Here is a 14566-nt window from a genome sequence, read left to right as displayed (position 1 = left end):
CGAAACTTTGTGTAAGTGGCTTGGCGTGACGTCCCTGGCTTTGGCTGGGGCGGAAGGAAGATCGCGTCATGTCTGATGAGCAAGCGCATGGTGAGTTGGTGGCGAGGTCGTCGGCCGAGTCGGTTGACGTTGATGATCTGGCGCAGCAGCTGGTCGCTTCGGCGGTCGAGCGGCAGGTCGCTTTGACCGGTGAGGGTGGGTTGTTGACGACGCTGACGCGGCGGGTCCTGCAGGCAGCCCTGGAGGCCGAGATGAGCGCCCACCTGGGGTATGACAAGCACGCGGTCAACGGCCGCGATGGCGGCAACTCCCGCAATGGCTCCAGCCCCAAGACGGTGCGCACCGAGATCGGGGACGTGCAGATCCAGGTTCCGCGGGATCGGGCCGGCACGTTCGAACCGCAGATCGTGCCCAAGCACCAGCGCCGCCTGGCCGGGTTCGATGAGGCCGTGATTTCGCTGTACGCGAAGGGCATGACCACCGGGGACATCGCCGCTCACCTGTCCCAGGTGTACGACACCGATGTTTCCCGGGACCTGGTCTCGCGGGTCACCGACCAGGTCCTGGGTGACATGAAGGCGTGGTCGGCGCGTCCGTTGGACGCGATCTACCCGGTGATCCTGATCGACGCGATCGTGCTGAAGGTCCGCGAAGGGACGGTCGCGAACCGTCCGGTGTATGTGGCAATCGGTATAGACCTCAACGGTTTCCGCGATGTCCTGGGGTTGTGGGTCGGCCCATCGGGTGGGGAAGGAGCCAAGCAGTGGATGAACATGCTGTCGGACTTGAAGAATCGTGGCATCCTCGATGCGTGCATCGTGTGCTGCGACGGCCTCAAAGGCTTGCCCGAGGCGATCACGGCGACCTGGCCGGCCGCCACGGTGCAAACGTGTGTGGTGCATTTGGTCCGCAACAGTCTGCGGTACGCCTCCAAGAAGTACTGGCAGGCCATCACCCGCGACCTCAAGCGGATCTACACCGCCCCGTCGCTGGCGGCGGCCGAAACCGAGTTCGAGACCTTCGCGCAGCAGTGGGAACCGCTGTATCCGGCGATGGTGCGGATGTGGCGCAACTCCTGGACCGAGTTCATCCCGTTCCTGGACTTCCCTGTCGAGGTCCGCAAACTGATCTATACGACCAACGGGATCGAGTCGTTGAACGCCCGGTTCCGGGCAGCGACACGTCGACGGGGCCATTTCCCGGACGAGCAATCCGCGTTGAAGGTGCTCTACCTCGCGGTGTTGGAGCGGCAGAAGAACCGACCCAACCCCACCGGGCAGATCGCCGGCTGGAAGAACATCCTGAACGTACTATCCATGACCTACGGCGACCGCCTAGGTCTGAACTAGCCGATGCCACTTACACAAAGAATCAGACGGACCCGTAGTTGACTACATCCCCAGACCGCCTCACTGTCTAGGAGATCTGCACCTTCTCGGTTGTTTGATCAACCGAACCTCCGAGATAGTGCGGATCTCGGACGTTGCGAGCCCGCGAGCCCACCTCAGGCGCTTTTGCGGTCGGGTGGGTTGTGCGCTGACCAGTGGTAGTTGCGTTGCCATTGCAATCGGCCGGGTGGGTTGTCGGGGGTGAACAGGTCGCCGCCGTACCCGGTTCTGGTTTTCTGTCCGATGACCGGTGGGACCAGGAATTCCAGGTACCCGTCTTTCTCCCTTGTTTCTACGTGGCGGTCGTGCACGAGCCGGTGGTGGTGGGCGCACAGCAGGCACCCGTTGTCCAGATCAGTGCCGCCATGGGGGTCCTCGGGGTTGTGGGGTGTCCAGGGGTTTCGCCAGTGGTGGCCTTCGCACCAGTGCGGTGGGCGGTCGCAGCCGGGGTAGGCGCAGCCTCGGTCTCGCAGGGCCAGGGCGCGGCGTTGGGTGGCGTTGAAGAACCGTTGCGTCTGGCCCAGGTCCAGGGGCAGTGACTTGCCGCCGAGGACTTGGGGCAGGATCCCGGCCCCGCAGCCGATCTCGCGTGCTTTGCTGGCGGAGATCCGGGCCCCGGAGGGCAGCGTGCCGGGACCCACCTGGCCGGTGAGGGTGTCGTAGTCGACGTTCACGGTGAGCACGGCGGCGATCCCGCCGGCGTTGGGTAGGGCGTCGGCGGGTAGGTGGGTGCAGATGGTCGCGAACGCGCGTCCTTGGCGGTGCGCCTGGTCCGACGGCAACCCAGCATCCCTCGACTCACCCGGCTCACCTGATTCAGCCGCTTCGGCTGGTTCGGTGTCTTCTAGGTGGTAGCGCCGGGGTGCGGACAACGCTTCGATGGCGGTGCGGAGCATTTCGGCTTCGGTGTCGGGGACGGTGAAGCCGCCGCGGTGGGTGCCGTCGCGGTTGTCGCGCATCCAGAACCGGGCCGCCCGGGCGGCGCGGCGTTCCCGGGCTTGTAGTTGGTTCTCTTCGTGCTCGTCCGCCTCGGCCGGGGTCTTGAAGGCGTCGGCGGCGCGGGTCGCGGCCCGGCCCAGGTCCTGGATCGACAACAACCGGGCCGCATCGAGTAGCGATTCTTGGGCGCGGACCCGGTCCTCGGTGGCCACGGCGACGGGGAGGTGGGTGAGGGCTTTGGCGATGATCCCGGCTTGTTCCCGATTCACCCGACCCTCAGCTAACGCGTCTTCCACGACCGGGGTGTTGGACAGGTGGATCGCGGCACGGACCAGGGCGTTGCCCTCGCGCCGGTCACCCCCGAAATCAGCCGCCAACAGTTGCCCGGTGCTGGTCGCGCCGACCGTCCGGGCGGTGTCCCGGTCGTGTAACCCCCGCGCCAACACCATCAAGGCGGCGTCGATCCGGGCTTTCGCCCGGGCCAGCGACGAACTGAGCGAGCGCAGATCGTCGTCGGTGACCGACGGATCGCTGCCCAGGTCGCCGTTTGAGCGGCAGGCGGTCAACGCATCCACCGCGGCATGCACCCCGGCCACCCCGCCCGCCCATGAAACACCGGGCGGCACAGTGCTTTCCGTGACCGAACCGCCAGTGACAACACCCACCATTGACTCCACCCCCTTCCCGTCCCCACGAGAAACCCGAACCGGACTGAGAAGAGACTACGAGCCAGCACCGACAGTCAGAAGAAGGAAATCAGCCAGTGTGGATAACCGCCCAGCGTCCACGGCTATCCACAGCCGAGACGTCCACAGCCGCGCCGTCGGCCGTCCGGAACGAAGCAGCCGCGACGAAGCCGCGTCGAGACGGTGAGCAGTAGATCGGGCCACCATCAGATCAGGCGACCACGACCAGGGCCACGGTTGCCGCCGCGACGGACGCGACCGCCGCAACGAACCCTTCGAGAGCCAGTCGGCGCGTCGAGATGGAAAGCCCGGCTGCCCGGCACCGCTGCCGCCACAGCAACGTCGCCAGCGACGCCCACACCGTGACCAGCGGACCCGCGTTCACCCCGATCAGCAGGGCTATCAGCCGGGCGGGCGCGTCGGACGCCACCGATTCGAGGGCCAGGTAGGCCGGCAGGTTATTGACGAGGTTCGCTGACACCCCGCCGGTGAACGCCAGCCGGAAGAGATCGAGAGTGCCTACGCCCGAGCCGACCGCCGAGCCCAGCAAGGACCGCAGCCCGTGGTCGAGTGCCAGTTGCACCACGAGGAACAACACGACCACACCGACCACCAGCCGCCACGGCACGGCGATCTCCCGCAGCCGGGACCGGTCGCGCACGAAGAGCACGACGGCCAGGAATACCGCCGCAACCGTGGCCGGCACAGCAGGCACCAGCCCGGTCACGAAGAGCGGCCCCAGCAGCACACACACGCACCCGGCCGACCACAGCAGGACCCGGTCGTGCGGCGACGGAGGCGACGGCACGTCGTACGTTCCCCTCAGAACCCGACGATGGCGCAGAGCCAGCACGAGCACGGTCGCCGCGATCGCGGCCAGCGCGGGCGCCCAGGACAACCGCAGGTAGGCGCTCGTGGACGCGACGTGGTGCAGCGCCAACAGATTGGTCAGGTTCGAGACCGGCAGCAGCAGCGAGGCGGTGTTCGCCAGCCACAGCGTCGTCATCGCGAACGGCACCGGCGAGACCCCCACCTGGGCGGCGACCGTGATCGCGACCGGGGTCAGGAGCACCGCGGTGGTGTCCAGGCTCAACACGATGGTGCTCACGCAGGCCAGCGCCACGATCAAGAGCCACAATCGCCAGGTACGGCGACCACCGGCTCGCGCTGCCCAGTGCGCCGCAACGTCGAACACGCCCGCGATCGAAGCGATTTCGGCGACCACTGTGATAGCGACCAGGAAGACGAGCACCGGCCCGACCCGTGCCGCAAGATCGAGCACCTCGTGGGCGCTGAGCACCGCATGACGCTAGCAGCCCCGGCCACCGGTAGCCTGAGGGTGAACACCGCCGCGTAACCCCGGGAGACCCACGCATGCCCGCTGCGCACGATCACGTGCTCACCGTCGTCCCCGGAGGCAATGCCCTCTCCCCGTTCCGCGCAGCCGGGCTGGTCACGCGCCTGCAGGCCGTCGTCCCGACCGTCACCGCGGTCAGCGCCCGCTACGTGCATTGGGTGGCCAGCGCCGCGCCGCTCTCACCAGAGGTCCACGAGACGGTCGAGCGGCTCTTGACGTACGGCGACCCCTGGGTTCCCGGCGCAACCGGAGCTCTCGTCGTGGTGGCTCCGCGCCTTGGCACGATCTCGCCGTGGGCGTCCAAGGCCACGGACATCGCGCACAACTGCGGTGTCGAAGTGCAGCGCATCGAACGGGTCACCGAGTTCACCGTGGCCTCGTCCGCGCCGTTGACGCAAGCCGACTGGGCAGCGTGCGCCGACGTGCTGCACGACCGGATGATCGAGGTGGCGTTCCCAGCGCGCGACGACGCCGCGGCGCTGTTCGCCGAGCGCGACCCCGAGCCGATGGAGCACATCGACATCCTGCGGCATGGCCGTTCGGCGCTGGAAGAAGCCAACCGCGACCTCGGCCTGGCCCTGTCCGACGACGAGATCGACTACCTGGTGGAGTCCTTCACCGGCCTGCAGCGCAACCCCACCGACGTCGAGCTGATGATGTTCGCGCAGGCCAACTCCGAGCATTGCCGACACAAGATCTTCAATGCCGACTTCATCGTCGACGGACAGGCCGAGACGCGGTCCCTGTTCGGGATGATCCGGCACACCGAGCAGGTCGCAGGTGCGGGCACGGTCGTCGCCTACAAGGACAACGCGTCGGTGATGGAAGGCGGAAGCCGCACGCGCTTCCTGCCGTCTGCAGCCGACGGCCCCTCGGCCTACCGCGGTCGCGAGGACGACGTACACGTCCTGATGAAGGTCGAGACGCACAACCACCCGACGGCCATCAGCCCGTTCCCCGGCGCCGCGACCGGTGCCGGCGGTGAGATCCGCGATGAGGGTGCGACCGGTCGGGGCTCGGCACCCAAGGCCGGCCTGACGGGTTTCGTGGTGTCGAACCTCCACCTTCCGGACACCGAGGAGTCCTGGGAGACAGAGCAATACGGCGCACCGTCGCACATCGCGTCACCGCTGGAGATCATGATCGAGGGGCCTATCGGTGCAGCCGCGTTCAACAACGAGTTCGGTCGGCCGGGCCTGGGCGGCTTCTTCCGGGTCTACGAGCAGACCGTCGACGGTGTGCGCCGCGGCTACCACAAACCGATCATGAGCGCGGGTGGCCTGGGCACGATCAGTGCCGATCTGGTCGAGAAGATTCCTTTCCCCGCCGGCACATTGCTGATCCAGCTCGGCGGCCCGGGGATGCGGATCGGGATGGGCGGCGGAGCTGCATCGTCGATGGCGGCCGGCACCAACGCCGCCTCGCTCGACTTCGATTCGGTCCAACGCGGCAACCCCGAGATCGAGCGTCGCGCGCAGGAAGTCATCAACCACTGCTGGTCGCTCGGTCCGCAGGAGAACCCGATCCTGGCGATCCACGACGTGGGCGCGGGTGGGCTGTCCAATGCCTTCCCGGAGTTGGTCGACGATGCCGGTCTGGGCGCCCGATTCGACCTGTCCGCAGTGCCGTTGGAGGAATCAGGCCTGGCACCCAAGGAGATCTGGTGCAACGAGTCACAGGAGCGGTACGTCGTGGCGATCGCCCCGTCGTCACTGCCCCAGTTCAGAGCATTGTGCGAGCGTGAGCGATGCCCGTACGCCGTGGTCGGAGTCGCCGCCGACGACGGTGAGTTGGTCGTGACCTCCTCGGCCGACGACACGCCCGCGGACACCCCCATCGACATGCCGATGCAGGTGCTCCTAGGTAAGCCGCCGCGGATGACCCGGGACGTCACCCGGGTCGTGCGGAACGGAACGGACTTTGACGAGTCCGCGATCGACGTACGGGAAGCGGCGTATGCCGTGTTGCGTCACCCCTCGGTGGCCAGCAAGCGGTTCCTGATCACGATCGCCGACCGCACGGTGGGCGGTCTGACGCATCGCGATCAGATGGTCGGTCCGTGGCAGGTGCCGGTCGCTGACGTCGCGGTGACGCTGGCCGACCACGTTGGCTTCGCCGGTGAGGCGATGGCCAGTGGCGAGCGAACTCCATTGGCGGCCAAGGATGCTCCGGCCTCGGGTCGGATGGCGGTCGGTGAGGCGCTGACGAACCTACTGGCCGCGCCGGTCCCCTCGCTGTCGCGGGTGAAATTGTCCTGCAACTGGATGGCAGCCTGTGGTGAACCGGGCGAGGACGCCGCACTCTACGACACGGTGTCCGCGGTCGCGATGGAGTTGTGCCCGGCCCTGGGCATCTCGGTGCCGGTGGGCAAGGACTCGCTGTCGATGCGCACGCGCTGGTCTGAGGATGGCGTCACGAAGCAGGTGACCTCGCCGGTGTCGTTGGTGGTGACCGCGTTCGCCTCTCTGCCGGACGTTCGTGGCACGTGGACCCCTGCGCTGCAGGGTGATTCAAAGTTGGTTCTGGTCGACCTCGGGGCCGGGAAGAACCGGCTCGGCGGTTCCATGCTGGCGCAGGTGTCGGGTGGGTTCGGATCCGAGGTGCCGGATCTGGACGATCCGGATCAGGTGCTGGCCCTTGCGGATGCGCTGGCCGAGTTGCGGTCGGCGGACCTGGTCACGGCCTATCACGACCGCTCCGATGGCGGTCTGTGGGCGGCGGCGTGCGAGATGGCCTTCGCGGGAGCGACCGGTGTCTCTCTCGAGGTGCCCTCAGTGGCAGCGCTATTCACCGAGGAGCTCGGGGTACTCCTGGAGGTGCCGGCTGACTCCCTGGAGTCGGCTTCCGGTGTGCTGCGGTCGCGCGGGCTGTCGTTCTCGGTGGTCGGTGCGCCGAATTCGACACGCCGCGTGACGGTTTCGGTTGATGGCGCTCCCACCCTGGATGAGTCGCTGCGCGATCTGGGCCAGGTGTGGGACGAAGTGTCCTGGCGGATCGCCCGGTTGCGGGACAACCCGGAGTGCGCCGACCAGGAGCACGCAGCGTTCGCCGCGGACGACGACCCTGGGTTGGTGGTGGCGCCGACGTTCGATCCGAGCGACGACGTGGCCGCGCCGTACGTTGCGAAGGGCGTCCGGCCCAAACTGGCGGTCCTGCGCGAGCAGGGCGTCAATTCGCACGTCGAGACCGCGTTCATGTTCGACCGGGCCGGTTTCGACGCGTACGACGTGCACATGACCGATCTGCAGAGCGGCCGGATCGCGCTGGATGAGTTCACCGGCCTGGTCGCCGCCGGTGGTTTCTCCTACGGCGACACGCTGGGAGCGGGGGAGGGCTGGGCGCGCTCGGTGCTCTTCCACCCCGAACTCACCGACCAGTTCCGCGAATTCTTCCACCGCAGTGGGACGTTCGGTCTCGGGATCTGCAACGGTTGTCAGATGTTCGCCGCCCTGGCCGATCTGATTCCAGGGGCTGAGGCGTGGCCGTCGTTCACCCGCAACGTCTCGGAGCAGTACGAAGCCCGGCTGACCCAGGTCGAGGTCCTCGACTCACCCTCCGTGCTCTTCGCAGGGATGGCCGGCAGCCGCATCCCCATTGCGGTCGCGCACGGTGAGGGGTTCGCGAACTTCTCGGCGCGCGGTTCGCTTGAGAACGTCCACCAGGCAGTGCGGTTCGTCGACCACGTTGGCGGCATCGCCACGACGTACCCGCACAACCCGAACGGTTCGCCGCAGGGGCTGACCGCGGTGACCACCGACGACGGCCGGTTCACCGCGATGATGCCGCACCCGGAGCGGGTCAGCCGCAACGTGCAGATGTCGTGGACCTCGGGTCCGGTGGAGCAAGAAAGTCCCTGGCTGCGGATCTTCCGCAACGCCCGGGTGTTCGTTGGCTAGTTTCGACGCGTTAGGCACACGACAAAGGAGTCCGAATGTCATTGCAGGGCAAGACCATCATCATGTCCGGCGGGAGCCGCGGGATCGGCGAGTCCATTGCTCTGCGGGCTGCCGCAGACGGTGCGAACGTGGCGCTGCTGGCCAAGACCAGGCAGCCGCATCCGAAGCTGCCGGGCACGATCTACACCGCGGCCGAGGCGATCGAGAAGGCCGGTGGTCAGGCACTGCCCCTGGTCGGCGACGTGCGCGACGACGAGTTCGTGGCCTCCGCCGTCGCCCAGACCGCGGAGAAGTTCGGCGGGATCGACATCGTGGTCAACAACGCGTCGGCGATCGACCTGACCGACAGCGAGTCGATCCCGATGAAGAAGTACGACCTGATGACGCAGATCAACACCCGCGGCGCGTTCCTGCTGTCGCGGTGCGCCATCCCGCATCTGAAGAAGTCGGACAACCCGCACATCCTGACCCTCTCGCCGCCAATCCTGTTGGACGAGAAGTGGTTCAACGGGTTCACCGCCTACACGATCGCCAAGTACGGCATGTCGCTGGTGACCCTGGGTCTGGCCGGGGAGCTGCGCGAAGACGGCGTCGCCGTCAACTCCCTGTGGCCACGTACGGCGATCGACACGGCCGCCGTACGCAACATCGTCGCCCCGGGTGAGGAGAAGCGCAGCCGGACGCCGGAGATCATGGCGGACGCGGCGTACGTCATCCTGACGACCCCCAGTCGCGAGCGCACCGGCCAGTTGTTGATCGATGACGACGTGCTGGAAGCCGCTGGTGTCACGGATTTCTCGCAGTACCTGCTGCCAGGTGCGACCGATGCCGATCTCGCGTTGGATTTCTGGGTGGAGCCCAAGGGCGACGTCGGGAACTTCTCCCTGCACTAGACGGATCTAGTGGGCTGCGCTGAAAGTCCTGGACGAGGTGCTCCGCCCCTGACCAGGACCTTCACGCATCCCAAGCGTTAAACAATTTGGCGCGCAGCGCACTAGGCGTGGAGGATCTCGACGAGGTCCTCCACGCCGCGGAAGTCACCAGGGTTGCGGGTGCATAGCCGGGAGTTGTGGGCATGGGCCGTGGCTGCGATGAGCAGGTCGAGTGACCGGGCGCGCGGCTTGCGCCCGACTGCGACAACAGCTGCGGCGAGCTGCCCGTAGCTGTCGGCAACCGCGTCATCGACGGGCAGGGCATCAAACTGACGCTGCAGCAGCGACAACCGGCGCAGTCGCTCGGCGCGCACGGAGGGGCTCGATGCCACGAGCACACCGAAGTGCAACTCGGCCACACTGACCGCGCTGATCGCGAGTTCGCCCTCGATCGGGGCAACGTCGCGCGCGATCAATACGCTGGTATCGAGGACGGTCCTCACCGAGGTAGCCACGGATCGCGCATGACGTCGTGGTCGATGGAATCGCGATCCGTCTCCCAATTCGTGTCGGCTGGCCCCGCGAACAGATCTTCCAGATCGGTCCACGCGCGCCAACGGCGACCAGACACAGGGACCAGACGAGCGCTCGGGCGTCCGGCGACGGTCACGGTGATCTCCTCGCCGTCCTCGACCCGGCGCACCAGGTGGGATGCGTCTTGTCGGAGTTCGCGTAGTCCAACGGTGGCCATACCTCAGGGTAGCACTTGTGCTATTCGACACCGAATGACCGACTTTCGAGCTAGACTTGAATTGTTCAAGAAAAGACTGCAGGGTGGGCGATCAATGGATGACAGCGATTTCGAGCAGGTGCTGAGGGCGGCGGATCTACGGGTCACCCGTCCCCGTCTGGCGGTGCTGGACGCCGTACGCCAACACCCGCACGCCGACACTGCCAGCGTGCTGACGGCAGTGCGCGACCGCGAACCGGCCGTGTCCCAACAGGCGGTGTACGACGTGTTGGCTGCCCTCGCCGACGCCGGCATTGTGCGCAGAATCCAACCGGCCGGTTCGGTGGCCCGATACGAACTGCGCGTCGGTGACAACCACCATCACATCGTGTGCCGCACCTGCGGGGTCGTAGCGGACGTCGATTGCGCGATCGGTGCCGCGCCATGCCTCGAGCCATCCGAGGCCCACGGTTTCGTCATCGACGAGGCCGAGGTCGTCTACTGGGGCCAATGCCCCGACTGTGCTTCCCAAGTTGTACCCACCTCTCTCTGAAAGGGATTCAGTCATGCCCGAACACCTTCCTGATGCCCATCCCGACGACCACAAGACGCAGGCGAACGCCGAAGTCGGTGAGATGAACGACCAGGCCCCTGCTGGTGGCTGCCCCGTCCTGCACGACGCCGGCGTCCAGCCCACCGAGAACGACGCGAACCGTCGCTGGTGGCCGGACCGTCTGAACCTGAAGATCCTGGCCAAGAACCAGCCCGCCGTGAACCCGCTGGGCGAGGAGTTCGACTACGCGGCTGCGTTCAACACTCTCGACCTCGCGGCGGTGAAGGCCGACATCGAGAAGACCCTCACCACCAGCCAGGACTGGTGGCCGGCAGACTTCGGCCACTACGGCCCGCTGATGATCCGGATGGCCTGGCACAGCGCGGGCACCTATCGCGTCCAGGACGGGCGTGGTGGTGGCGGCACCGGCCAGCAGCGGTTCGCGCCGCTGAACTCCTGGCCCGACAACGTCAACCTCGACAAGGCCCGCCGCTTGCTGTGGCCGATCAAGAAGAAGTACGGCGACGCCCTCTCGTGGGCCGACCTGCTGATCCTCACCGGTAACGTCGCGCTGGAGTCGATGGGTTTCAAGACCTTCGGTTTCGCCGGCGGGCGTGTCGACGCGTGGGAGCCGGACGACGACGTGTACTGGGGTCCGGAGACCGAGTGGCTCGGTGGCGACCAGGGTGGTGCGCAGCGCTACAAGGGCGACCGTGAGCTGGACAACCCGCTGGCCGCGGTCCAGATGGGTCTGATCTACGTGAACCCCGAAGGCCCGGAAGGGAATTCGGATCCGCTGGGCTCCGCCCGCGACATCCGGGACACCTTCGGCCGGATGGCCATGAATGACGAGGAGACCGTCGCGTTGATCGCCGGCGGCCACACCTTCGGTAAGACGCACGGCGCCGCGACCCCCGATGGTCACGTCGGCCCGGAGCCGGAGGCGGCCGGGATTGAAGCCGGCGGTCTGGGCTGGCTGAGCACCTACGGTTCGGGCACCGGCAAGGACGCCATCACCTCGGGCCTGGAGGTCACCTGGACCGATGTGCCGACGCAGTGGAGCAACCGGTTCTTCGAGATCCTCTTCGGCTACGAGTGGGAGCTGGAGACCTCGCCCGCCGGTGCGCACCAGTGGGTCGCCAAGGACGCCGAGGCCATCATCCCGGCGCCCGACGAGGGCGGCGCGAAGCGCAAGCCGACCATGCTGACCAGCGACCTGGCCCTGCGGGTGGACCCGGTGTACGAGAAGATCTCGCGACGCTTCATGGAGCACCCCGAGGAGCTGGCGGACGCGTTCGCCCGCGCCTGGTTCAAGCTGACCCACCGCGACATGGGACCGGTTTCGCGGTACCTCGGCCCGGAGGTGCCCAGCGAAGAACTGCTGTGGCAGGACCCGATCCCGGCGCCGACGCACGTTGCGACCCCGGACACGATCGCTGCGGTGAAGCAGCAGATCAAGGACTCGGGACTGTCTGTCTCGCAACTGGTTTCGACCGCGTGGGCCGCTGCCTCGTCGTACCGCAACTCTGACAAGCGCGGTGGCGCCAACGGTGGACGGATCCGGTTGGAGCCGCAGCGCAGCTGGGAGGTCAACGACCCGGAGAAGTTGGCTGAGGTCGTCGCCAAGCTGGAGACCATCGCCGACGCCAACGACATCACGTTCGCTGACACGGTCGTCCTCGCCGGCAACGTCGGCGTCGAGCAGGCCGCTGCCGCAGCGGGTGTCACGGTTGAGGTGCCGTTCACTCCCGGCCGCGGCGACGCGACCCAGGAGCAGACGGACGTCGACTCCTTCGCGTGGCTGGAGCCGAAGGCCGACGGATTCCGCAACTTCGTGCGCGCCGACGCCAAGCTGCCGGCGGAGTACCTGCTGATCGACAAGGCCAACCTGCTGAACCTCACGGCTCCGCAGTTGACCGTGCTGATCGGTGGTCTGCGGGTGCTCGGCGCGAACGCTGCTGGCTCCACCGACGGGGTGCTCACCGACCGCCCGGGTCAGTTGACGAACGACTTCTTCGTCAACCTGCTTGACCTCGGCACGGTCTGGCACGCAGCCGGCTCCAACGACCAGTTCGAGTCCGAAGACGGCAAGTGGACGGGTACCCGTGCGGACCTGGTCTTCGCCTCGAACTCCGAATTGCGTGCAGTGGCTGAGGTTTACGCCCAGGACGGTGCGCAGGAGAAGTTCGTCAAGGACTTCGTTGCGGCGTGGGCCAAGGTCATGGACAACGACCGGTTCGACGTCTGATCTGATCGCTGACGCAGCAGCCCGGACCCGTGATGGGTCCGGGCTGTTTGCGTTGCGGCGGCGCGACCACCGATTCTGAGGAGATGGATGTTCTTGAGGGGCAGGTGTGCTCCCGGCTCCCTCAGAATGCGCGATCTCCTCAGAATCGTGACGGCACGGCACCCGCGCAGCGGCGGTTTTCCTCGCAGGTGGCCGCGCAGGTAGCATCGGGCGGGCTCGCTTCGGTGAGCACGCCGGCGTAGCTCAGTTGGTAGAGCGCCTCACTTGTAATGAGGATGTCGCGGGTTCGACTCCTGTCGCCGGCTCCATGGGGTGTTCGCGTTTCGTGGTGGTTGTGTTTGCGAAACCGGTGTGGAGGCGGGGCTGGGCGTGGGTGGCGTTGGTTGGGCCCGCGGACGCGGGGTTGCGGGCGTGGTTCTGCTGGGCTGGGGTCCGGGCAAATGGGCTCCGCGGACGGTCGAATCATCCGGAAGTCGTTGCTGGGCATGCTGGTTGACCGGAGGGTTGTTCTCCGGTCGATGGGTCGCTCAGGCGGGGGTCTGTCCGGAACTTTGTGTAAGTGGCTTGGCGTGACGTCCATGGCTTTGGCTGGGGCGGAAGGAAGATCGCGTCATGTCTGATGAGCAAGCGCATGGTGAGTTGGTGGCGAGGTCGTCGGCCGAGTCGGTTGACGTTGATGATCTGGCGCAGCAGTTGGTCGCTTCGGCGGTCGAGCGGCAGGTCGCTTTGACCGGTGAGGGTGGGTTGTTGACGACGCTGACGCGGCGGGTGCTGCAGGCGGCGTTGGAGGCCGAGATGAGCGCCCACCTGGGGTATGACAAGCACGCTGTGGCTGGCCGTGATGGGGGCAACTCCCGCAATGGCTCCAGTCCTAAGACGGTGCGTACCGAGATCGGGGATGTGCAGATCCAGGTTCCGCGGGATCGGGCCGGCACGTTCGAACCGCAGATCGTGCCCAAGCACCAGCGCCGCCTGGCCGGGTTCGATGAGGCCGTGATTTCGCTGTACGCCAAGGGCATGACCACCGGGGACATCGCCGCTCACCTGTCCCAGGTGTACGACACCGATGTTTCCCGGGACCTGGTCTCGCGGGTCACCGACCAGGTGTTGGGTGAGATGAAGGCGTGGTCGGCGCGTCCGTTGGATGCGATCTACCCGGTGATCTTGATTGACGCGATCGTGTTGAAGGTCCGCGAAGGGACCGTGGCGAACCGGCCGGTGTATGTCGCAATCGGTATAGACCTCAATGGTTTTCGCGATGTGCTGGGGTTGTGGGTCGGGCCTTCGGGTGGGGAAGGAGCTAAGCAGTGGATGAACATGCTGTCGGACTTGAAGAATCGTGGCATCCTCGATGCGTGCATCGTGTGCTGCGACGGCCTCAAAGGGTTGCCCGAAGCGATCACCGCGGCCTGGCCGGCCGCCACGGTGCAAACGTGTGTGGTGCATTTGGTCCGCAACAGTCTGCGGTACGCCTCCAAGAAGTACTGGCAGGCCATCACCCGCGACCTCAAGCGGATCTACACCGCCCCGTCGCTGGCGGCGGCCGAAACCGAGTTCGAGACCTTCGCGCAGCAGTGGGAACCGCTGTATCCGGCGATGGTGCGGATGTGGCGCAACTCCTGGACCGAGTTCATCCCGTTCCTGGACTTCCCTGTCGAGGTCCGCAAACTGATCTATACGACCAACGGGATCGAGTCGTTGAACGCCCGGTTCCGGGCAGCGACACGTCGACGGGGCCATTTCCCGGACGAGCAATCCGCGTTGAAGGTGCTCTACCTCGCGGTGTTGGAGCGGCAGAAGAACCGACCCAACCCCACCGGGCAGATCGCCGGCTGGAAGAACATCCTGAACGTACTATCCATGACCTACGGCGACCGCCTAGGTCTGAACTAGCCGA

The 14566-nt window shown here is 66.6% G+C and carries 10 protein-coding genes and 1 tRNA gene; 7 read left to right on the top strand and 4 right to left on the bottom strand.

The window, feature by feature from the left end; genetic code table 11:
* Positions 1 to 68: 68 nt before the first annotated feature.
* Positions 69 to 1349, top strand: coding sequence for an IS256 family transposase (locus tag DR843_RS13475; protein WP_172461486.1), 1281 nt, complete (start codon positions 69 to 71; stop codon positions 1347 to 1349).
* Positions 1350 to 1504: 155 nt separating this feature from the next.
* Here the strand turns inward: DR843_RS13475 and DR843_RS13470 are convergent, their stop codons facing one another.
* Both DR843_RS13470 and DR843_RS13465 read right to left on the bottom strand, forming a co-directional pair.
* Positions 1505 to 2995: an HNH endonuclease signature motif containing protein gene (locus tag DR843_RS13470; RefSeq protein WP_109686589.1), complete on the bottom strand. Its 1491-nt coding sequence runs from the start codon at positions 2993 to 2995 to the stop codon at positions 1505 to 1507.
* A gap of 229 nt (positions 2996 to 3224) precedes the next feature.
* Positions 3225 to 4313 (bottom strand): SLC13 family permease, encoded by a 1089-nt coding sequence (locus DR843_RS13465; RefSeq protein WP_109686587.1) that lies wholly within the window; start codon positions 4311 to 4313, stop codon positions 3225 to 3227.
* Positions 4314 to 4387: 74 nt separating this feature from the next.
* On the opposite strand from DR843_RS13465, the gene purL reads away from it, so the two are divergent.
* Positions 4388 to 8266 (top strand): phosphoribosylformylglycinamidine synthase, encoded by a 3879-nt coding sequence (gene purL / locus DR843_RS13460; RefSeq protein WP_109686585.1) that lies wholly within the window; start codon positions 4388 to 4390, stop codon positions 8264 to 8266.
* A 35-nt stretch (positions 8267 to 8301) separates the two neighbouring features.
* Entirely contained in the window at positions 8302 to 9159 is an 858-nt protein-coding gene (locus DR843_RS13455) for an SDR family oxidoreductase (protein WP_109686583.1), read from the top strand.
* A gap of 101 nt (positions 9160 to 9260) precedes the next feature.
* Here DR843_RS13455 and DR843_RS13450 read toward each other — a convergent pair whose 3' ends face one another.
* Together DR843_RS13450 and DR843_RS13445 are read right to left on the bottom strand one after the other, a co-directional pair.
* On the bottom strand, positions 9261 to 9641 hold the full coding sequence (locus DR843_RS13450; RefSeq protein WP_109686581.1) for a type II toxin-antitoxin system VapC family toxin: 381 nt from the start codon (positions 9639 to 9641) through the stop codon (positions 9261 to 9263).
* A complete protein-coding gene (locus DR843_RS13445) occupies positions 9638 to 9889 on the bottom strand; it encodes a type II toxin-antitoxin system Phd/YefM family antitoxin (protein ID WP_109686579.1) in 252 nt (83 codons plus the stop codon). Before DR843_RS13445 ends, DR843_RS13450 begins: the two co-directional genes overlap by 4 nt.
* 94 nt (positions 9890 to 9983) lie before the next feature.
* On the opposite strand from DR843_RS13445, the gene DR843_RS13440 reads away from it, so the two are divergent.
* From DR843_RS13440 to DR843_RS13425, 4 genes are all read left to right on the top strand, one after another.
* A complete protein-coding gene (locus tag DR843_RS13440; RefSeq protein WP_109686577.1) occupies positions 9984 to 10421 on the top strand; it encodes a Fur family transcriptional regulator in 438 nt (145 codons plus the stop codon).
* 13 nt (positions 10422 to 10434) lie between these two features.
* Positions 10435 to 12669, top strand: coding sequence for a catalase/peroxidase HPI (katG, locus tag DR843_RS13435; protein WP_109686575.1), 2235 nt, complete (start codon positions 10435 to 10437; stop codon positions 12667 to 12669).
* Between the two features lie 232 nt (positions 12670 to 12901).
* A tRNA-Thr gene (locus tag DR843_RS13430) sits at positions 12902 to 12977 on the top strand.
* Between the two features lie 304 nt (positions 12978 to 13281).
* Complete coding sequence (locus DR843_RS13425) at positions 13282 to 14562, top strand: IS256 family transposase (RefSeq protein ID WP_172461499.1); 1281 nt, start codon at positions 13282 to 13284, stop codon at positions 14560 to 14562.
* Positions 14563 to 14566 lie beyond the last annotated feature (4 nt).

It is taken from the genome of Branchiibius hedensis (assembly GCF_900108585.1).
Lineage (GTDB): Bacteria > Actinomycetota > Actinomycetes > Actinomycetales > Dermatophilaceae > Branchiibius > Branchiibius hedensis.
Note: the sequence above shows the minus strand (reverse complement) of the source record. Positions and strands in the feature narration are given on the sequence as shown.